Annotated in this window: 17 protein-coding genes and 3 pseudogenes; 10 read left to right on the plus strand and 10 right to left on the minus strand. The window is 74.5% G+C overall.

Annotation, left to right across the window (positions count from 1 at the left end; all coding sequences use genetic code 11):
• Positions 1 to 61 precede the first annotated feature (61 nt).
• A complete protein-coding gene (locus tag AB0Q99_RS19785) occupies positions 62 to 1,828 on the minus strand; it encodes a SpoIIE family protein phosphatase (protein ID WP_363573491.1) in 1,767 nt (588 codons plus the stop codon).
• A gap of 405 nt (positions 1,829 to 2,233) precedes the next feature.
• Here AB0Q99_RS19785 and AB0Q99_RS19790 point away from each other — a divergent pair, with 405 nt between their 5' ends.
• Entirely contained in the window at positions 2,234 to 3,457 is a 1,224-nt protein-coding gene (locus AB0Q99_RS19790) for an ROK family transcriptional regulator (RefSeq protein ID WP_363573554.1), read from the plus strand.
• Positions 3,458 to 3,685: 228 nt separating this feature from the next.
• Positions 3,686 to 4,207: a hypothetical protein gene (locus AB0Q99_RS19795; RefSeq protein ID WP_363573493.1), complete on the plus strand. Its 522-nt coding sequence runs from the start codon at positions 3,686 to 3,688 to the stop codon at positions 4,205 to 4,207.
• Positions 4,208 to 4,277: 70 nt separating this feature from the next.
• On the opposite strand, the gene AB0Q99_RS19800 is transcribed toward AB0Q99_RS19795, so the two are convergent.
• From AB0Q99_RS19800 to AB0Q99_RS19815, 4 genes are all read right to left on the minus strand, one after another.
• Positions 4,278 to 4,973, minus strand: coding sequence for a transcriptional regulator (locus tag AB0Q99_RS19800; protein WP_363573495.1), 696 nt, complete (start codon positions 4,971 to 4,973; stop codon positions 4,278 to 4,280).
• A 143-nt stretch (positions 4,974 to 5,116) separates the two neighbouring features.
• Entirely contained in the window at positions 5,117 to 5,515 is a 399-nt protein-coding gene (locus tag AB0Q99_RS19805) for a hypothetical protein (protein ID WP_363573497.1), read from the minus strand.
• Between the two features lie 146 nt (positions 5,516 to 5,661).
• A complete protein-coding gene (locus tag AB0Q99_RS19810) occupies positions 5,662 to 6,573 on the minus strand; it encodes a 2-dehydropantoate 2-reductase (RefSeq protein ID WP_363573499.1) in 912 nt (303 codons plus the stop codon).
• 38 nt (positions 6,574 to 6,611) lie between these two features.
• A complete protein-coding gene (locus AB0Q99_RS19815) occupies positions 6,612 to 6,848 on the minus strand; it encodes a hypothetical protein (RefSeq protein ID WP_363573501.1) in 237 nt (78 codons plus the stop codon).
• Positions 6,849 to 7,055: 207 nt separating this feature from the next.
• Here AB0Q99_RS19815 and AB0Q99_RS19820 point away from each other — a divergent pair, with 207 nt between their 5' ends.
• From AB0Q99_RS19820 to AB0Q99_RS19830, 3 genes are all read left to right on the plus strand, one after another.
• Positions 7,056 to 7,820, plus strand: coding sequence for an ABC transporter ATP-binding protein (locus tag AB0Q99_RS19820; RefSeq protein WP_363573503.1), 765 nt, complete (start codon positions 7,056 to 7,058; stop codon positions 7,818 to 7,820).
• A gap of 41 nt (positions 7,821 to 7,861) precedes the next feature.
• Entirely contained in the window at positions 7,862 to 9,271 is a 1,410-nt protein-coding gene (locus tag AB0Q99_RS19825; protein WP_363573505.1) for an FtsX-like permease family protein, read from the plus strand.
• A 114-nt stretch (positions 9,272 to 9,385) separates the two neighbouring features.
• Positions 9,386 to 10,666 carry a sensor domain-containing protein gene (locus AB0Q99_RS19830; RefSeq protein WP_363573507.1) on the plus strand — a complete coding sequence of 427 codons (1,281 nt, stop codon included), beginning with the start codon at positions 9,386 to 9,388 and terminating at the stop codon, positions 10,664 to 10,666.
• A 239-nt stretch (positions 10,667 to 10,905) separates the two neighbouring features.
• Here the strand turns inward: AB0Q99_RS19830 and AB0Q99_RS19835 are convergent, their stop codons facing one another.
• Entirely contained in the window at positions 10,906 to 11,574 is a 669-nt protein-coding gene (locus AB0Q99_RS19835; RefSeq protein ID WP_363573509.1) for a response regulator transcription factor, read from the minus strand.
• 102 nt (positions 11,575 to 11,676) lie between these two features.
• Between AB0Q99_RS19835 and AB0Q99_RS19840 the strand changes: the two genes are divergently transcribed.
• On the plus strand, positions 11,677 to 12,153 hold the full coding sequence (locus AB0Q99_RS19840; protein WP_363573511.1) for a MarR family transcriptional regulator: 477 nt from the start codon (positions 11,677 to 11,679) through the stop codon (positions 12,151 to 12,153).
• On the plus strand, positions 12,150 to 13,643 hold the full coding sequence (locus AB0Q99_RS19845) for an MFS transporter (RefSeq protein ID WP_363573513.1): 1,494 nt from the start codon (positions 12,150 to 12,152) through the stop codon (positions 13,641 to 13,643). The genes AB0Q99_RS19840 and AB0Q99_RS19845 overlap by 4 nt, the downstream gene beginning before the upstream one ends.
• A 74-nt stretch (positions 13,644 to 13,717) precedes the next feature.
• Here AB0Q99_RS19845 and AB0Q99_RS19850 read toward each other — a convergent pair.
• From AB0Q99_RS19850 to AB0Q99_RS19860, 3 genes and pseudogenes are all read right to left on the minus strand, one after another.
• A pseudogene (locus AB0Q99_RS19850) lies at positions 13,718 to 13,807 on the minus strand (hypothetical protein); the annotation flags it as partial.
• A pseudogene (locus AB0Q99_RS19855) lies at positions 13,768 to 14,229 on the minus strand (DUF5959 family protein); the annotation flags it as partial. The pseudogenes AB0Q99_RS19850 and AB0Q99_RS19855, both read right to left, overlap by 40 nt.
• Before the next feature lie 320 nt (positions 14,230 to 14,549).
• Complete coding sequence (locus tag AB0Q99_RS19860) at positions 14,550 to 15,545, minus strand: ScbA/BarX family gamma-butyrolactone biosynthesis protein (RefSeq protein WP_363573515.1); 996 nt, start codon at positions 15,543 to 15,545, stop codon at positions 14,550 to 14,552.
• Between the two features lie 462 nt (positions 15,546 to 16,007).
• On the opposite strand from AB0Q99_RS19860, the gene AB0Q99_RS19865 reads away from it, so the two are divergent.
• Both AB0Q99_RS19865 and AB0Q99_RS19870 read left to right on the plus strand, forming a co-directional pair.
• Entirely contained in the window at positions 16,008 to 16,730 is a 723-nt protein-coding gene (locus AB0Q99_RS19865) for a ScbR family autoregulator-binding transcription factor (RefSeq protein WP_363573517.1), read from the plus strand.
• Positions 16,731 to 17,014: 284 nt separating this feature from the next.
• A complete protein-coding gene (locus AB0Q99_RS19870) occupies positions 17,015 to 17,887 on the plus strand; it encodes an AfsR/SARP family transcriptional regulator (protein WP_363573519.1) in 873 nt (290 codons plus the stop codon).
• Positions 17,888 to 17,954: 67 nt separating this feature from the next.
• Here AB0Q99_RS19870 and AB0Q99_RS19875 read toward each other — a convergent pair whose 3' ends face one another.
• Positions 17,955 to 18,692 (minus strand): TioE family transcriptional regulator, encoded by a 738-nt coding sequence (locus AB0Q99_RS19875; RefSeq protein WP_363573521.1) that lies wholly within the window; start codon positions 18,690 to 18,692, stop codon positions 17,955 to 17,957.
• 124 nt (positions 18,693 to 18,816) lie between these two features.
• Here AB0Q99_RS19875 and AB0Q99_RS19880 point away from each other — a divergent pair.
• Positions 18,817 to 19,854: pseudogene (locus tag AB0Q99_RS19880) on the plus strand (erythromycin esterase family protein); the annotation flags it as partial.
• Positions 19,855 to 19,858: the final 4 nt, after the last annotated feature.

Genomic DNA, 19,858 nt, shown 5'->3' on the forward strand with positions numbered 1-19,858 from the left:
GGCTGGGGTTGGCGGTGTCGGGCGGGGCGGCCGCCCGGGTCCCCGCGCGCCGGGGAGTCCGTCAGCGCGGCGTGGCCCGGGCGGCGAGCAGCGCGATGTCGTCCTCGGCGGCCGGGGCCGGGGGCGGGACGAGGGCGTGCAGGACGGCGTCGAGGAGGTCGTCGAGGTCGCCGGTGGCGGGCAGGCACAGCGCGGCGAGGCGTTCCAGCGAGGCGTCGATGTCCTCGCCGCGGCGTTCGACCAGGCCGTCCGTGTAGAGCAGCAGGGTCTGGCCGGGGACGAGCGGGTGGCTGACCTGCTCGTACCCGCCGAGGCCGGTGCCGAGCGGTGGGCCGGTGGGGAGGCGCAGCAGCTCGGTGGGCCGGTCGGGGGTGATCAGGGCGGGCGGCAGGTGGCCCGCGCTGGAGAGGGTCCAGCGGCCGCGCCCCGGGTCGGCGAGGGCGAGCAGGCAGGTCGCGGGGCGGGCGGAGTCGTCGGCGGAGATGACGGTGTCGAGCTGGCGCAGGATCCGGTGCGGGGGCAGGTCCATGCCCGCGATGTCCCGCAGCGCCGAGCGGTAGTGGCTCATGTCGACGGCGGCCTCGACGCCGTGCCCCATGACGTCGCCCATGGCGAGCAGGGTGCGGCCGAACGGCAGCCGGACCGTCTCGTACCAGTCGCCGCCGACCACCGAGCTGGTGCCGGAGGGCAGGTAGCGGGAGGCGAGGGTGAGGTTCTGGTGCGGGTTGCCGGGTTCGCTGAGCAGGGCCCGCTGGAGTTCGAGGGCGATGCCCTGGGATCGGGTGTAGCGGCGGGCGTTGTCGATGCCGGCGGCGGCCCGGGCGGCGAGGTCGCCGAGCAGGGCGGCCTCGTCGGGGGTGAAGGGCGGGGTGGTGGCGGTCCGGCCGAGGGTGAGCAGCCCGACCAGGTGGCCCCGGGTGGCGAGCGGCAGGACGAGCAGTGAGGCGGTCCCGGCGGGGCAGGCGTCCTCGGGGCCGGGCTCGGTGAGCACGGCGATGCCGCCGGCGAGGCTGCGGGCGGCGGCCGAGTCCCTGTCGTGGCGGATCGATTCTCCTGGGCGGGGCAGGTCGGCGAGCGCGGCGGTCAGGGACGGGACGGCCCGGACGGCGGCGCGGTGCAGCCGCCGGGGCGTGCCCTGGCCGGCCCGGGCGGGCTCGGCCTCGGGCGGCAGGACGTCGACCACGGCCAGGTCGGCGAGGCCGGGGACGGCGAACGCGGCGAGTTCGGCGCAGGTCGTCGCGATGTCGAGGGTGGTACCGATCCGCTCGGCGGCCGCGTCGAGCAGCGCGAGGCGGGCGCGGGCCTGTTCGAGTTCGCGGAGCCGTTCGCGGGCCGGGTCGGGGTCGTCCAGGACGGTGACGATCACACCGGTGATCCGTCCGGTGTGCCGCAGCGGCCGGTAGCGCACCCGGAGGCCGGGCGGGACGGGGTGGCCCGGGCCGTCGGGGCCGCCGGTCGCGTGTTCGCGGTCGTGGCCGTCGGCGACCACGCGGTGCAGGGTGGCGGCGGCGCCGGCGAAGGCGGTGGCCTCGGCGGGGCGGCCGAGCAGGTCGGCGCGGCGCAGGCCGGTGGCGGTGGCGAAGGCGGCGTTGAGGTACTGCCAGCGCAGCTGCTCGTCGAGCACGGCGATGCCGACGGGGGCGGCGGCGAGCACCGAGCGGAGCAGGTCGGGGTCGTCGCCGCCGGGGTGAGGGTCCTCGCCGCTGTGGTGACTGCCGGTGATCGCGTCGATCCTGGCAGCGAGCGAGGCCGCCGTCGCCGCCGGCGACCGGGTGTCCGGGGTCGCGGGCGGGGAGCCCTCTGCTCGGTCGCCGTGCCGGAAGTGCATACGCCCATGATCACGCGTCGGGGCGCGCCACGCCCACAACCGGACCAAACCTTGACCGGCCGGGGACGGTGTTGTAGCGCGGGCGGCACCGGCGGGCGAAGGCCGGAAGATCACCGGTCATACTTGGGCGGCGACGTCCGGCACCGGACGCCGCAGGCCGTGCCGGAGCATCCGCGAACCGGCGTCGGACGGCGTCGGACCGGCGCCGGAGCGGCGTGGGACCGGTGTCGGACGGCGTCGGACCGGCGCCGGAGCGGCGTGGGACCGGTGTCGGAGCGGCGTTGGACCGGTGTCGGCTCGGCGCTGGACCGGCGCCGGACCAGCGCCGTACCAGCCTCAGAGAAGCGTCGGACCGGCGCGAGACCCGTGCCGGAGACGTCCGTGAGCACCAGACCGGAGGAACCGATGAGCCCCCACCAGCCGACCAGTCGCCCGGCGGCCGGGGCCCCCGGGGTGCCCTGGAACCGGCAGCGGCTGCGCAGCAACAACGAGTGGCTGCTGCTGGAGCTGCTGCGCACCGGCGGTGGGTCCTCGCGCGCCCAGCTGGCCCGGGACACCGGCCTGTCCAAGCCGACCGTCTCGGCCGCGCTGGCCGCCCTGGAGCAGGCCGGGCTGGTCCGCGAGGCCGGGCGGCTGGCCCCCGAGCGCGGCCGCACCGCCGTGCTGTACGAGGTCGACCCCACGGCCGGGTACGTACTCGGCGTGGACATCGGCCGGGCCCGGTTGCGGGTGGCCGTCGCGGACCTCGCCGGGACGGTCGTCGCCCGCCGGGACGTGGCCAACCGGGGCCGTTCGGCGAACGCCGTCGCGGACGCCGTGGTCGCCGCCGCGCACGAGGCGACCGCCGAGGCGGGCCTGGCCGCCGACGACATCGTGCACGCGGTGATCGGCACCCCGGGCGTGTGGGACGAGGAGCGGCGCGGGGTGCGCTACGCCTCCAGCCTGCCCGGCTGGGGCCGGCCGGGGCTGTTCGACCGGATCGGGGAGGGGCTGGGCACGGCCGTGTCGGTGGCCAATGACGCGAACCTGGCCGCGCTCGGGGAGTACACCCTGGGCGCCGGGCGGGGCAGCCGGATGTTCGCCTACCTGCTGGTCGGCACCGGCCTCGGGCTGGGCGTGGTGAAGGACGGCGAGTTGCTGCTCGGCGCGCACGGCGCGCTGGGCGAGATCGGCCTGGTCCCGCTGCCGGCCCGCGCCGACGAGCCGGCGGTGACCATCGAGCAGGAAGCCGCCGCGGACGCCGTGGTGCGCACCGCCCGGGACCTCGGGCTCGACGGGGACGGCGCCGGACGGCAGATGACGGCGAAGCAGGTCTTCGAGCGGGCCCGGGCCGGGGAGGCCGCGGCGGTCCGGGCGGTGGAGCGGGAGGCCGAGCAACTCGCCTACGCCGTCGCCGTGTTGTCCGCGGTGCTGGATCCGGACCTGGTGGTGCTCGGCGGTGGGATCGGCAGCAGCGCGGACCTGCTCCTGGAGCCGCTGGAACGGGCCCTGCACCGGCTCGCCCCGATGCGTCCGACGCTCGCACCGAGCCTCCTGGGGGAGGAGGCGGTGCTCCTCGGCGCGGTCTCGACGGCGCTGGAGACCGCCCGTCCCGCGGTGTTCGAACGCCGGACGGCTGGGCTGCGCTGACGGTGGGGCGGGTCTGATGGCTGGGCTGCGCTGACGGTGGGGCGGGTCTGATGGCGGGGCCGCGCTGACGGTGGGGCCGCGCTGACGATTGCGCGGCCGGGAGAACAGCGACGCTCGGTAGCCGACAGGTCTCGATCTGCCAACGGGTGGGGAAACGGTGCTCGCGGCGTGTGCGGCGACTGCTTGAATCGCACGACCCACCCACACGGAACGGAGCGTTCTCCTCTCATGCCTTCACGGATATCCGGGCACCGCCGGACCGGTCGGGCCGGATTCACCGGGCTCGCCGGATTCGCCGGACTCGTCCTCACCGTCGGTCTGGCGTTGACCGGTTGCGACCCGTCCGCCGCCGGCGGCGGGGCCACGGCGTCGGCCAGGGCGTCGGCCACGGCGACCGTCGCCGCCGGTCCGACCTCGTCCGCCTCGTCGGCGCCGCTCGCGCCGCTCGCACCGGTCACGCCGGTCACGCCGCAGGCGTCCTCCGCGGCGCCGGCCGCCGCCCAGTCCCAGCCGACGACGTCCACGGCCCCGCAACCCAAGGTGACCACCGCGAAGCCGCCGGCCGACCCGGAGCCGGAACACACCGCGGCCGCCGGCGGCGCCGGGTGCGACATCCGCTCGAACGCGGGCAACTGCTACGAGGCCGGGCAGTTCTGCCGCAACGGTGACCTGGGGAAGAGCACGCACGACGCGGCCGGCCGGGTGATCACCTGCCGGATGGTCAGCGGAAAGCCGCACTGGCAGGCCTGACGCCGACGCACGGACGGACGGCCGGGCGGCGCGCGGTGCGCGGCGTGTGATGTGCCGCCGCGTTCTCCGTTCAGAGGTCGAGCACGCCCAGGGTGTCCCAGAACAGGTGCTCGTAGGACTGGAGCAGCAGCCCGTACTCACGCGCGGCGGCCAGGGTCGGCCGGTCGAGCCGGTCCGGTCCGAGCGCGACGGCGGCCTGCTGCTCCAGTTCCGTCGCGGGTCGGGCGAAGTGGTCGAAGAAGGCGCAGGCCTCGTCGGCGAAGCCGTAGTGGCGGCGCAGCGCCTGCCCGACGGCAGCGCAGTAGTCGCCCCAGGCCGTGAAGTTGGCGACCAGGGCGGCGGCCGCGGCGTCGGGCCGGCCGTTCAGGGCGAGCCAGGCCAGGTAGGCGGGGTAGGCCTGGCAGCCGGGCAGCGGCGGTCGGGCCGCCACCGCGGTGCTGTCCAGGCCGCAGGCGGTGGCGAGCGCGGGCAGGGTGCGCAGCGCGGCGCTCTCGCCCTCGGCCAGGGTGGCGAACCAGGCACCGACCGGGTGGTCCGCGCGGCGGGTGGCGAGCGCGAGCAGGCTGCGCCGGTCGGAGCGGATGATCCGGTGCTGCTGGGCGGCGAGTTCGCCCAGGACCCGGCGCGGGGCGGTGCCGTCGGCGAGCGCCGCGACCAGCGCGGGGGCGGCATCGCCGGGCGCCAACTCGGCGCGCAGTTCCTGGATCTGGTCGAGGATCGGGTGGTTCACCGGTGCCTCCGGGGTGCGGTTCGGTCCGGTGCCCATTCCTACCGCCTGGCGGCGTCCGGACGGCGGCGACAGGCCGGGGCTGCGGCGACCGCTCCCGGCCCGGCCGGGCCGGGAGCGGTGGACCCTGATCGCGTCGCGTTGCGCCGTGTTGTCTCGCGTTGCGTCGCGGCGCGCCCTGGTCAGGATCCGGCGCAGGCCTTGGTCACGTCGCCGGCGGCGCTGGTGATCGCGTCGACGTCGGGCTGCTTGTTGTCGGAGACCTTGTCGATGGCGTTGTCGACGGCCTTGGAGAGCCTGTTCGTGGCGGCGTCGAGCTTGCCCCCACCGTCCTGACCGACCTTCTTCGCGTCGTCGACGATCTTCTTCAAGGCGCTGACGGTGTGCTTGCGGCGCTCCTCGTCGGTGATCTGGCCGACGTTGACCACCGAGTCCGCGAGGTCCTGGACATCGCCGGTGATGCTGATCGCGCGTTTTCCGCAGTCGACGGCCTGGTCGGCGCTCTTGCACGCGGTGAACAACGGGGCCGCGATGAGCACCGCGAGTGCGGTGGCGGCCAGGCGGTACGGCTTCCTTGTCATGTCGGTATCCCTCCCGCCGTGGACAACGTCGTTTTGCCGTACGGTGGTTCCGGTGGTTCGGATGAACGTCTGGCAAAGTCTGTGCTCATGACGGAATGTGATGTTCCGTCAGCATGGAGGGCGCGGCCGAGGTGAGCCCGCCGGTCCTACCCGTTCCCCTTCGCGGACTCCGACAGTTCGTCCACCAGCCGGGCGAGGGCCGGGACGGCCACCCCGTGCGTCTCGGCGGCACGCAGGACGGCGCCGCCGATGGCGTCGAGCTCGGTCGGACGGCCGGCCTCCACGTCGCGCTGCATCGAGGACTTCATCGTCGCGGGGATGCGGTCGAACGCCGTGAGCAGCGCCTGCGCGTCGGCCGGCGCGCCGACCGCCCGGGTGACGGCGGCGATCTCGTCCAGTACGGTGAGGAGTTCGGGCCGGTACTCGGTGCGTACGGTGCCGATCCCGCCCGCGTGGCGGGTGGTGAGCAGGGCGAACGGGGCGAGGAAGGACAGCTTGCTCCACAGCATCGCCGTCTCGTCCGCGCACAGGGTCACGGACAGGCCGGTGTGCCGCAGCTGTTCGGCGAACTCCAGGACAGGGTCGGTGAGTTCTCCGGTCGCTGCGAGTTCGACGGCGGCGAACGGGCTGGTGTGCTCGATCCGCCCGGGCGCCGTGCGGGTGGCCTCGACCCGGATCGTGCCGGCCACGACCCGTGCGGCCGGGTAGCGCTCGCGCAGCACCGCCATGTGGTCCAGCCCGTTGAGCAGCGGTACCACGATCCCGGCGCCGAGCATCTGTGGCGCCAGCCGGTCGAGCGCGGCCGTCAGAGCGGTCTGCTTGACGGTCACGAAGACGGCGTCGACGGGCTCGCGCAGCTCGGTGGCGGCCTCGACCCGGGCGGTGAACTCGCCGAACTGCCCGCTGCGGACGTGCAGTCCGTCGCGGCCGAGGACGGCGGCGGTCGCCTCGCCCGCCAGGCAGACGACGGGGTGCCCGTCGCGGGCGAGCAGTCCGCCGATCAGTCCTCCGACGCCGCCCGGTCCGAGGATCGCGACGGTCAGGGGGGTGGTGGTCATGCTGACTCCCGTGGGTGAGAAGGGGATCGGACGGGCGGTCACGGAATCTCGCAGAAGACGCGGCCTTCCGAACCGTCCGGGCTGAGGAAACCGAAGCCGTCGCCGTCATCGAGGTCGAGGACGTACGGATCGTCCTCGTCCTCGTCCTCGTCCTCGTCCGAGGCGCTGGCGAGGCCGAGGGGGAAGAAGTACCGCCACGGCGCGGGGACCTCGGCCCGGCCGCTCGGGAAGGACGGGAGACCGCCCACGTGGTCGGGCGGCGGGTCGAGGGTCACCCGGTCATGATTCCTCAAACGCCGAGGCCCCTGGTTCTGGTTCTGGCTCTGGGTTCGGGTTCGGGTTCGGCACCGGCTTCGGCGCCACGGAGCCGGCCCGAGGGAGGTCGCACCACCTGTGGGGTTCGGTTTTCCGAACCCCGGATCCGGGGGCCGGCACGATCGATCTCCCGGCCCCCGACGCCCACGATGGAGGGCATGAACGGGATGACGACAGCCGCAGCCCCGGCGGCGCATGACGGGGCGAGGGGACCGGCCCTGAGCGGGGAGGGACTGCACCGTGAGTACGGGCGCGGCCCGGCGGGTGTCCGGGCGCTGCGCGGGGTGTCCGTGGCCTTCGCGCCGGGGACGTTCACGGCGGTGATGGGGCCCTCGGGCTCGGGCAAGACCACTCTGCTGCACTGCCTGGCCGGGATGGACCGGCCGACCCGTGGCACCGTCCGGTGGGGCGGGACGGAGGTGTCCGGGTTGCCCGAGCGGCGGCTGGCGGAGCTGCGCCGCACCCGGATGGGCTTCGTGTTCCAGGCCTTCAACCTGATGCCGGCGATGACCGTGGCCCAGAACGTCGAGCTGCCCGGGCGGCTGGCCGGTCGGCCGCCGGAGCGGGGCCGGGTGCGGGAGGCGCTGGCCCGGGTCGGGCTGGCCGGGCGCGAGCGGGACCGGCCCGGGCAGCTGTCGGGTGGCCAGCAGCAGCGGGTGGCGATCGCCCGGGCGCTGGTCGCCCGACCGGAGGTGTTGTTCGCCGACGAGCCGACGGGCGCGCTCGACCGGGCGACCGGGCACGACATCCTCGACCTGCTGCGCGAGGGCGTCGACGTCGACGGGCGGACGTGTGTCATGGTCACCCACGACCCGGTGGCCGCCGGGTACGCGGACCGGGTCCTGCTGCTCGCGGACGGCCTGCTGGTGGACGAGCTGGTCGGGCCGACCGCCGCGCAGGTCGGCGAGCGGCTGAGCCGGTTGGGCGGGTGAGCGCGGTGGGCGTGGTGGGCGTGGGGAGCGTGGTGAACGCCATGAATGCGATGAACGCGATGAACGGTCCCGTTCCGGCCCTGTCCCTCGGGCAGATCCGGCGGCGGCCCGCAGCCTTCGCCGGGCTGGCGACGGCACTGTTCCTGGCGATGGCGGCGGTGACGCTGTTCGGCTCGCTGGTCGCCGCGCAGCTGACGGCCCCCGAGGGGGTGGCACGGGCACCGGTGGCCGGGCCGGGCGTGCTGGTGATCGCCGCGGCGTTCGGTGAGATCGCGGTGCTGGTGGCGCTGTTCGTGGTCGTCAACGCGCTCGGCTTCACCCTCCGTCAGCAGCACCGCGACCTGGCCCTGCTGCGCACCGTCGCGGCGACGCCCCGGCAGGTGCGCCGGGTGGTCCGCGCCCAGGTCCTGGGGACCGTCCTGCTGACGGCCGTCCCCGGCTGCGCGGCGGGCGCCCTCGCCGCCCGTGCCTTCCTCGCCGCCCTGCAGCGGCGCGGGATGGCCGCGCCCGGTCTGCACGTACCCGGGACGCCGGTGCCGATGCTGATCGCGCTCGGGGTGGCGCTGCTGGTCGGCCTGGCGGCCACCGCCGTGGCGGTCCGGCGGATCACCCGGCCCGCGCCGGCCGTCGCCCTGACCGAGGGGACGGACGGGCCCCGGCGCATCGGCGTGCTGCGGCTGTCGGCCGGGGTGGCGGTGCTGACCGGCGGTGCGCTGCTGCTGCGGCTGGCCGCGACCAGGCCGGCCGGGGAGCTGGACAAGGCGGGCCAGGCCTCCCTGCTCGGTTCGCTGGTGCTGTCGGTCGCGGTCGCCCTGCTCGGGCCGTTGGCGGCACGGGCGCCGGCCGCCGTGCTCGGCCTCCCGCTCCGGGCACTGTTCCCTCGGACGGGCTGGCTGGCCGACGCCAACCTGCGCGGCCACGCGGCCCGGCTCTCCTCGGCGGTCGTCCCGGTGGCGCTGTTGGTCGGACTCTCCGGCACGATGTTGATCATGACCAGCACCGCCGAGCGGGTGGCCCGGGCGACCGGCGCCGCGACCAGCGTCACCAAGGCGAGCGACATCTGGCTGCGCCAGGCCGAGCTCGGCCTGCTGGTCTGCTTCGCGGCGGTCTCCACGGTCAACACCCTGGTCGCGCTGACCGCCGACCGGCGCCGCGAGTTCGCGCTGCTGCGCCTGGTCGGGGCCACCCGGCGGCACCTGCTGCGGATGCTCTCCGTGGAGGCGCTGCTGACCACGGCGGTCGGCGTGCTGTTGGGGGCGGCGGTGGCGGCCGCGGCCTCGGGGGCGTTCAGCTGGGCGGTGCGCGGGTCGGTGGTGCCGGTGGTGCCGGGCGCGGGGTGCGCGTGGGTGGTGCTGGGGGCGGCGGCCCTGACGGTGCCGGGGATCGTGGGCACGGGGCTGTGGGCGAGCGGCGGATCGGCGGTGGAGTCGGTGGGCGGGGCGCGGAGGTGAGGCGGCCGCCGCCGGCCGTCCCGGGTGGTCGTGGGGGGGCGACGGAGGTGGTGGTTCCGGTCGCGCCTGGTGGATGCTGGGCCGGTCGACGGATGAGCGGTGAGGTGGACGGCGGTGCGACGGAGCGGAGCGCGGTGGACGGCCGTGCGGCGGGCAGCCGTGCCGTGGACGGCGGCTGAGCGGCGGCGGTTCCTGGCGGTGCGGGGTGACGAGGTGGCGTTCGCCGTCCTCGGGCTGCCGGTCGGGGTGCTCGGCGGCGCCTACGCGGTCGCCGTCCTCTATGCGGGGGTGCTGCTCTCGCTCACCGTGCTGGGTCTGCCGTTCGTCGGGGCCGCGCTGCTCGGGGCACGGCGGATCGGCCGGCTGCACCGGTGGCTGGTCGCGTGGCTGCTCGACGAGACGGTGCCCGAGCCGCCGCCGCTGCCGCGCCCGCCCGGGTTGATCGCCCGGGGCCGGGTGGTGCTGACCGATCCGGTGGCCTGGCGGGTGCTGCTCTACCTCTTCCTGCGGCTGCCGCTCGGTGTGCTCGGCTTCCTGGCCGCGATCGGGCTGCCGCTCGGGTGCCTCTGGCTGGTGGGCTTCCCGGTCTGGGTGCGGCTGCTGGAGCCCGGCCCGCGACCGGTCGGCTGGTCGGACCTGCTCGCGATCCCGGTCGGCCTCGCGCTGCTGGCCGCCGTACCCGCCGTGCTGCGGGCACTGAGCCGAGCCAACCGGGCGCTCGCCCGCGCGCTGCTCGGGCCGGTGCGCTCGCAGCAGCGGGTGCGCGAACTGGAGAGCGCCCGGGCCACCCTGCTGGCGGAGAACAGCGACCGGCTGCGACGTCTGGAACGCGACCTGCACGACGGTACCCAGGCGCAGCTGGTCGCCCTCGCCATCACCCTTTCGCTGGCCGACGACGCCCTCGCCGACCCGGCCGCGCCCGACCTCGGGCGGCTGCGCACCCTGGTGGACCGCGCCCGGGGGCAGACCGACGACACCATCACGGCCCTGCGCCGGCTGACCCACGGGATCCACCCGGTGGCACTGGACGGCGGACTGGCCGAGGCGCTGCCCGGGCTCACCGCCACCGCGCCGGTGCCGGTCACGGTCCGGCTGGACCTGCGGGAGCGGCCGGACGAGGTGATCGAGCGGGCCGTCTACTTCTGCGCGGCCGAACTGCTGACCAACGTGGCCAAGCACAGCGGCGCCCGGTCGGCGGAGCTGACCGCGAGCGCGGCCGACGGGAGGGTCCGGCTGACCGTCCGCGACGACGGGCGCGGCGGCGCCGCGATCGGCCCGGGCACCGGCCTGGCGGGCCTTGCCGACCGGCTCGCGGCGGTCGACGGGGTGCTCCGGGTGGACAGCCCACCGGGCGGACCGACGGTGGTCAGCGCCGAGCTCCCCGGCAGGCTGTGACGGACGGCCAGGGGCGCTCAGGGCCGGGCGGGGCATGAGAGAGGCTCATGGCCCGCCCATGAGTAACGCTCATGGGCTGGTCGTCATGAACAGGCTTCATGGGTTGGCCCATGAGCACCGCTCATGAGTGGACCCATGAGCGGACCCATGAGCAACGCTCATGAGTGAGTCCATGAGTAACCCTCATGGGCCAACCCATGAGGGTTACTCATGAGCAGCCCGAGGGGTCCGGTTCCGGCTCAGGACGTGCCGTGCTCCGCGAGGTAGGCGAGCACGGCCTTGACCCGGCGGTTGTCGGCGTCGGTCGCGGGCAGCTCGAACTTGGTGAACACGGCGGCCACGTGCTTCTCCACCGCCCGCTCCGACACCACGAGCTGCGCGGCGATCGAGCGGTTGGAACGGCCCTGCGCCATCAGCTCCAGCACCTCCCGCTCGCGCGGGGTGAGCGTGTCCACCCGGCTGCGCCGCCGTCCGCGGATCAGTCCGTTGACGATCTCCGGGTCGAGCGCCGTGCCGCCCGCGGCGACCCGGTGCAGGGCGTCCACGAACTGGGAGGTGCGGGCCACCCGCTCCTTGAGCAGGTAGCCGACACCGGCGGCGCCGTCGGCCAGCAGTCGGGCGGCCCAGGCGGTCTCGACGTGCTGGGAGAAGACCAGGATCCCCACCCCGGGCATCGTGGCGCGGAGCTCGACGGCCGCCCGGATCCCCTCGTCGGTGTGGGTCGGCGGCATCCGGATGTCCACCACGGCCACGTCGGGCCGGTGCTCGGTGACGGCGGCGACCAGCTCGGGCGCCGTCCCGGCGGTGGCGACCACCACGCAGCCGCGTGCGGTGAGGAGTTCGACCATCCCGTCCCGGAGGATCACCGAGTCCTCGGCGAGGACGACACGGAGCTGCTTGTCGGTCATGCCGTCATTATTCCGGGCGCCTGAGCCGACCGTTCCCGCCCGCACTTCGAAAGTCTTCAGTCCAGACTGGACAGTCCAGACTGATGAAATTACCGTGGAACCGTGACCGAGAAACGAACCACCCGCGCTGCCCCCGCCCCCGCGACTGCCGCCCTCGCCTCCGCGCCCCTGGCCGCCCGTGAGCTGCGCGCCGTCTTCAGCCGGCTGCGCCGCACCCTGCGGGAGGCCGACGACACCGGCGACCTCACGCCCTCCCAGACCGCCGTGCTCAGCCGACTGGTCAACGACGGCCCGGCCTCCGCCAGCGCGCTCGCCGCCGCCGAGCGGGTCCGCCCGCAGTCCATGGCTGCCACCCTCGCGGCGCTCGAACAGCACGGCCTGATCGGGCGTCGGCCCGACCCCGAGGACGGGCGCCGCCAGTTGGTCAGCCTCACCGAGGCCGGCCTGGCCCGGATCGCGGACAGCCGCCAGGCGCGCGAGGAGTGGCTGGCCCGGGCGATGGAGACGCAGTACACCGAGGCCGAACGCGCCACCGTACTGGCCGCGCTGGCCCTGCTCGACCGGCTGAACCGGCGATGACCGGCCCGGTCGCCCTACTCGCACGCTTCCGGGCCGGCCGCCGACAGCCCGCTCCGGACGGCGGGTTCGACCGGCGGCTGCTCGCGCCGATGGTGCTCGGCTCGGTGCTCAACCCGATCAACTCCTCGATGATCGCGGTGGCCCTGGTGCCGGTGGGTGCCGCCTTCGGCGCACCGCCTGCCGAGACCGCCTGGCTGGTCACCGGGCTCTACCTCGCCACCGCCGTCGGCCAGCCGGTGATCGGACGGCTGGTGGACACCTACGGGCCGCGCCGCCTCTACCTCGGCGGGACGGCCCTGGTCGGCGCGGCCGGACTGCTCGGTGCGCTCGCCCCGTCGCTCGGGCTGCTGGTCGTCGCCCGGGTGCTGCTCGGGCTGGGCACCTCGGCGGCCTACCCCGCCGCGATGCACCTCACCCGCGGCGAGGCCGAACGCACCGGACGGTCCAGCCCCACCGGGGTGCTGACCGTGCTCGCCGTCGCCAACCAGACCGTCGCGGTGGTCGGCCCGACCCTCGGCGGCCTGCTGATCGGCGCGGGCGGCTGGCGGACGGTCTTCGCCGTCAACCTCCCGCTCTCGCTGGCCTGCCTGGTGCTCGGGGCGGCCCGCCTGCCCGTCGCCGCCGCGCGCCGCGGCCCGCTGGACCGGCCCGGCAGTCGCGATCCGCTGGACCGGCCCGGCAGTCGCGGCCCGCTGGACCGGCCCGACCGCCTGGACCACGCCGGGATCGCGCTGTTCGCCGTCCTGCTGATCTCGCTGATGCTGTTCCTGATGGAGCCGAGCCCGGCGCGCTGGTACCTGCCGCTGTCCGCGCTGCTGGCCGCCGTCGGCTTCGCCGTCCGTGAGGCGCGGGCCCGCGCCCCCTTCATCGACCTGCGGGCGCTCGCCCGCAACCGGCCGCTGGTCGCCACCTACCTGCGCCAACTCCTCGGCTACACCACCATCTACGCCTTCCTCTACGGCTACACCCAGTGGCTGGAGCAAGGGCGCGGCCTGTCCGCCGCCGACGCCGGGCTGGTTCTGTTACCGCTCTCGCTCACCGCGCTCGCGGTGTCCGGACTCACCGGCCGCAGTTCGGCCGTCCGCGGCAAGCTCCTGATCGGTGCCGGGTGCCATATCGCCGCCTGCGCCGCCCTGGTGCCGGTGCGCGCGGACAGTCCGGCGGTGCTGCTGATCGCGGTCGGCGTGGTGGCTGGCATCCCGCAGGGGATGATCGGCCTCGGCACCCAGACCGCCCTCTACCACCAGGCCGACCCGGCCGCCATCGCCGCCGCGGCCGGGCTGCTGCGCACCTTCACCTACCTCGGCGCGATGGCCGCCTCGGCCGCGGACGCCGCCTCCTTCCCCCAGGGAGCCACCACGGACGGGCTGCACCACCTCGCACTGTTCATGCTCGGCGGTGCGGCCCTGTTGCTCCTCCTCACCCTGCCCGACCGCTCGCTGAGCCGGATGCCCGGCCGGACGCCCGGCCGCAGTGGCAGCGGCCGTTGACGATCGGTCAGCCTTCGTCCGCCGGCGTTCCGCGCCGGACGTGGACGCCGGAGGCAGGCTCCCCGGAGGCAGGCTCCCCGGAGGTGAGCTCCCCGGAGGCGAGTTCCCCGGGCGGGTAGGCGTCCCGGACGCGTTCGAGCAGCGCGAGCTGCTCGTCCAGCCACCCTGCGGCGGGGGAGAGGACGACCCGGAGGGAGACGCCCGAGTCCTCCGTGTCCGAGACGGTCACCCAGAGCCCGCCCGGTCGTCGGGGCTCGATCCGCAGCTCCGGACCGTGCTCCTCGTCCAGCCAGCGGACCGCGAAGCCTTCGCGTAGGCGTTCCAACGCCGTTGCCCATTGCTGCAGATGGCGATCGGTCACCAGGGCGACGAACCGCCCGCGCACCGAGTCGGCGGTGACGGTGATCTCGCAGTCCAGCCAGTCGTGCCCGAGCGGTGAGCCCGGCGCGTGGCGGCCGAGCACCCGCACCCGGACGTTCCGGTCGCCGGTCCGACCGGTCCGACCGGTCCGCCCGTCCCGGCCGGTGGCGTCGTCGGTGCCGGGACGGTCCGTCAGTCTGATCAACTCGTGTCGGTGCGAAGCCATTTCACTCACAGCGTGCTCCCGGTGGCAGCGGATTCAGCGGTCTCAAAGGCTGACATCCTCGCGCAAGTGTTCGCGCCGGTGCCAGACCGGGGGCGGTGGGTTCCCGTCAGGGTTCGACCCGGCGGCGTTCGGCCTGGCGAGCCCCCCGTGCTTGGACGTCCCGCCTTCGTGGCCCGGACGCCCGACGGCCCGCCGGACCGGGGAGGTCGGGCGGGCCGTTCGGGGGTGAGGGTCGTTCGGGCGGTGTGCTGATCGCTCTCGGTGGCCCCGGCCGTACCGGTACCGGCTGCCCGCTCGGTGCGGCGACGGCGGGCGTCGGGTCAGCGATGGTCCGGCTGCCCGCTGAGGACGGTGGTGAAGATCGGCTCGCCGTGCTGGTGGCCGGTCACCGTGGTGGTGAGGGCCTCCGGGTCGTCGCCGGGGGTGTGCCGGGCGGTGATGACGGTGGGTGCGTCGTGCTCGGCGTAGCGGTGGAAGGTGGTGGCCGCGGCGGTCGGCGTGACGGTGACCGGGCTGGCGAGCGCGTTGCCGGCCTGGCGGGCCGCCTCCAGCAGGACCATGCCGGGGATGTGGTCGTTGGCGTGGTCGAAGAGGATCGGGTGCCAGAAGTCGGGGGTGAGGTACCAGGTGCCCGGTGCCCCGGCCGGGGCGAGGACGACGTCGCACGGGCGGAGCCGGCCGACCCGGGCCGGCGGCAGCGGCTCGGCGGTCGTGCCGGGCACGGGCAGTGCGTCGACGTCGTGGCGTCCCCGGCGGAGCCGCCGGTAGGTCGAGTCCGGCACGGTGGTGAAGCGGGCGTAACCGGTGGCGGCCAGGTGCGGACCGCGCCGGACGACGGTGCTCAGGGTGAAGTCGACCGAGGCGCGGTTGCGACGCGGCTGGGCGACGAGTCTCGCCTCGATGGTGAGGTCGGTGGGCTTCGCGCCGATCAGCAGCTGGCGCGGGCGGGTGGTGTAGTCGAGGTTCCACATCATGAACTTGTGGTCGAGCGGGACGCCGAACCGGGTGTGGGCGAGGTAGAGCCCGGCTTGACGGATCGTCTCAGCGGCCTGGATCGGGTCGTGCCGGGTACCGTCCGGAGTGCTGAAGAAGGTGTGCGCGCGGGGCCATTGCGCGGAGACCACGAAGGTGGTCTCGTTCAGCTGCTCGCTGCCGGTCAGGAAGACCTCGGCGTGGCAGGCCCGGTGGACGTACTCCTTGGCGACGGTGCTGGTCAGACGAGGTGCCGGGCCCGCTGCCCGGCCCGGACCGGGGATCATCCCGGGGGCTTCGGCCGTGGTGAGGGCGGCAGGCGTACGGAAGGCAAGCAGGGTCATGGGGAGCGCTCCGAAGGGCCGTGATGGGCGGGGTGGGCTGCTCAGGGCTCGTAAGATACGTACCTACCGGTTTGCTTTTCAAGGAGCCGGGACGAAGGTTCGTCGGCGGTCGAGCAAGGACGTTCGACCCTTCCGGAGCGGGGTCCGATCCGTTCCGCAGGCTGTGGTGGATTGGTGAAGCCCCGTTGACCTGCGGTGATTTCATGACTCGGACTTGACGAGTTCATTATCACGAGGGGGTTTCGGGTGCGAGCGGCCACAGTAAGTAGCAGTGGCTGTTCCGGTTCGGAGACCTCTTGTGGAGCTCTCGGTCACCTGGACGACCCGTACCGTGCACGCGGTTTTCCATCGCTCAAAGACCGCCCTACCTGACCTGGTGCGCACGGGGCGGCTTCGGGCTCGGCGGGTAAGATACAGGGTGTTTGGTTTTGTTTGCCGAGCGTTTCGGGCGGAGTGGTTGCGGTGGTGCGACAGGAGCGGGCAGTCCGGACGCGTCGACTGATCCTCGAGGCGGCGGCGTCGGTCTTCGACGAGTACGGGTACGAGGGCGCGACGATCGGCGAGGTCGTCGCCCGCGCGGGAGTGACCCGTGGCGCGGTGTACTTCCACTTCGCGTCGAAGCGGGAGCTCGCCCAGGGGGTCGTGGAGGAACAGTTCGGCCGCGACGAGCTCCCCGCACGGCACTGCAAGCTCCAGGAGTTCGTCGACCTCGGGATGGTGGTCGCCCACCTCATGCCGCGGGATCCGCTGTTGAGCGCGGGCGCGCGGCTCTCCCTCGGCCAGGACGTGTTCGGCGACTTCGGCGGCGGCGCCGCGCCGGGGTGGATCCAGCGGGCCGAGGCCGTGCTGCTGTCGGCCGCCGAGCGTGGCGAACTGCTGCCGCAGGTGGTGCCCGCCGAAACGGCGTGGCTGGTGACCGGGGCCTGGACCGGGGTGCAGATCCAGTCCCAGAAGATGTCCGGCCGGGCCGACCTGGAGCGCCGGATCGCGGTGCTGTACCAGCACCTGATGCCGAGCATCGCGGTGCCCGGGGTGCTCGCCACGCTGGACCTCGGGACGGACCGGGGGAGTCGGGTGGTGGCCGAGCTGGCGGCGGCCCGGGCCGAGGCGGCGGGCGATGGTGAGGGCGAGGGCGAGGGTGGGGCCGGCGCCGCGGCCGGTGTGGGCGGGGCCGGCTCCGCCTGACGCCGGGGCTCCGCCGTCGGTCGGCCGGATTCGCCTCGCCCCTGACGGCCCGGAATGGCGCCGGTGGGGGCCGCGACCCCAGTCCCCAGGCGATTCCTTTGCCCAAAAACAAACAGCGCGTTCGGTTTTGTATTGACAAACCGTCCGTCCTGTTTTTGGATAGGCGTCGGGTGCTCATCCGATCTCTCCGCCCGCGCCGTCTCGCGGGGGTGTCGAGTAGCGGAGCACCCGCCCGGTCGGTGGCCGTCGGGGTCGCCGATCCGTCTGGATTTGGGGTGGTCGTCATGGAAATCCGGGTGCTGGGGGCCTTGGGGGTCCGACTGTGCGGGGCGTCGGTGGTGCCGACCGCCCCCAAACCGCGACAGGTGCTCGCCCTGCTGGCGTTACGGGCCGACCAGGTCGTTCCGGCCGGCGTCCTCGCCGAGGAACTGTGGTGCGGCCGTCCGCCGCGCAGCGCGCGCACCACGGTGCAGACCTACGTCCTGCAACTGCGCGACCTCATCGACCGCGCGCTCGCCCAGGGCGAGGGCGGTCCGGGGGCGTCCTGCGCCAAGGACGTCCTGGTCACCTCGGCCGGTGGCTACATGCTGAACAGCGGGGGTGGCCTGGTCGACCTCCAGGAGTTCGACCGCCTCGCCGGACACGGCTACCGCGCCATGGACGCCGGTGACTTCCCGCTCGCCGCCCGCCAGTTGGGCGAGGCGCTCGCGCTGTGGCGCGGTCCGGCCTTCGCGGACGTCCCGGTCGGCGGCCAACTCGCCGTCGAGGCGAAGCGGTTGGAGGAGACCAGACTGTGCGCGCTGGACCAGCGGATCGAGGCCGACCTGCGCCTGGGCCGGCACCGCGTCCTGCTCGCCGAACTGACCGTCCTGGTCGACCGCTACCGCACCCACGAGAGCCTGCACGGCCAGTACATGATCGCCCTGCACCGCTCCGGGCGACGCGGTGAGGCCCTGGAGGCCTACCAGCGCCTGCGCAACACCCTGGTACGGGAGTTGGGCATGGAGCCGTCCGCCGCACTGCGCCGTCTGCAGCGCTCCATCCTGCTCGCCAACCCCGAACGTCCCGACCAGGACCAGCCGGTCGGACCGGCCGTGCCGGTCGCCCCGGGCGACGGACCGGCGCCCCGCTCCGCCCGTCTCACCAGGGTCGGCTGACCCGCAGGCCCACGGCGGGGTGGGCGCGTCGGCAAGCTCCCGGTCGGTTCCTCACGTCCGGGTGAGGTCAAGCGGGTCGGGGCGTGGAGTGCAGGGTCAGGTAGTCGTCGAGGCGGGCGGCGGCGGTGAGCATGGCCAGGCCCCGGGAGGTGAGGCGCTGTTGCCAGCCGGCGAGGGCGACAGCCAGTTCCTCGGTGCCGCCCGCCGTGCGGATCTGCTTGACGACAGCGGCGATGTGGTCCAGCCGGTAGCCGCCCCGCCGTAGCAGATGGGCGAGTTCGGCGTCGCGGACGTCGGCCGGGCCGTACCCTCGGTGGCCGGTGCCGCGGTCGCGGGCCGGGGTGAGGATGCCGGCGGCCTCCCAGGCGCGCACGGTCGCGGGGGTGACGCCGAGCCGGTGTGCGACGTCGCCGATCGCGAGGAGGCCGGTCGGCGTCGGACGGTCCGGGGCGGTCGACGGGGCGGAGGACGTGACGGCGGGGTCGGGGGTGAGGTGGTCGACGGCCTCCCGGACGGCGGCGAGGGTTTCCCGGTCGCGCAGCAGTTGGGCGTGCCCGCGGTCGAGGGCGGTCAGGGCCTCGTCGAGGCGGTCGGCGTGGATGCCGACCATCACCGGGCCGGCGGTCGCGTGCCCGTAGGCCGCGACCAGGGCCAGGAAGGTGCGCAGGGCGGCCGCGTGCCGCTCGGTGTAGATCCGGTAGCCGGTGGGGGTGCGGGTGGCGGGCGGGAGGCAGCCGTCGCGTTCGTAGTTGCGGACCGCCTGGGTCGAGATGCCGTGCTCACGTGCGAGGTCGGAGGGGCGCATGCTCGTCTTCCGTTCGGGCCCGTTTGAGACCTCCGTGCTCGTACTGCCGGAGATCGGCGGGCTGGCGTGGGCAAGAGTCTCAACCGTTCTTTCAACGATACGCTTGAGGTTCATGAGTCAGGACATGCACGACTTCGTCACCCCGTCGTGCGAGCTGCTGGGCCTCGGTGAGCCGACGCACCAGGAGCCGGCCTTCGGGTGGGTCCGCAACGAACTGTTCGCCGGGCTGGTCGACCGGGGTTTCCGGTCGATCGCCCTGGAAACCGACCGCGTGGCCGCGCTCGCGGTGGACGACTACGTCCGGGAGGGGGTGGGCACCCTGGACGCGGCGATGGCGGAAGGCTTCTCGCACGGCTTCGGGGAGCACAACGCCAACCGTGAACTCGTCGCCTGGATGCGCGAGTCCAACCGGAGCCGACCTCCCGGCGAGCGGCTCTCCTTTCACGGCTTCGACGCCCCGACCGAGAACTACAGCGCCCCCAGCCCGCGCCGCTACCTTGAGGAGGCCCGCGACTACCTGCGGCTCGGCCTCGACCGCGACCGCGACCCCGACCTGGCCCCCGACATCGCCGGACTGGCCGGCGAGGACGAGCGCTGGAGCCGGGCCGAGGCGGTGCTGGACCCGGCGCAGTCGCCCGGAGCCACCGTCGAGGCCGCCCGGTTGCGCTGCGTCGCCGACGATCTGCTCCTCCGACTCCACGCGCGGGCACCGGAGTTGATCGGGGCCACGTCCCGGGCCGAATGGTCCGGGGCCAGGGCGCGGCTGACCGCCGGTATCGGCCTGCTGCGCTACCACGCGCAGTCGGCGGTCCGGGGCCTCAGTCCGAGCGACCGTCTGAGCGGTCTGCTCGGACTCCGGGACGCCCTCATGGCGCAGAACCTCCTCGACATCCGCGACCTCGAAGCCCGGCGCGGGCCGACCCTGGTCTTCTCGCACAACCGGCACCTGCAGCGGAACCCGAGCGCCTGGGCGCTGGGGGAGCTGGACTGCGGGTGGAACGGTGCGGGGCGGATCGTCGGTGCGCTGCTCGGCGAGCGGTACGCCTTCGTCGCCGGGAGCCTGGGGCGCAGCGCGGCGATCGGGCTGGACGAGCCGGCGTCGGACACCTACGAGGCGTTCCTGCAACGGCGCGGTGAATTCTGGGAGTTGACCGAGCCGGTACTGC

Origin of the sequence: Kitasatospora sp. NPDC086791, from assembly GCF_040685975.1 — a bacterium.
Lineage (GTDB): Bacteria > Actinomycetota > Actinomycetes > Streptomycetales > Streptomycetaceae > Kitasatospora.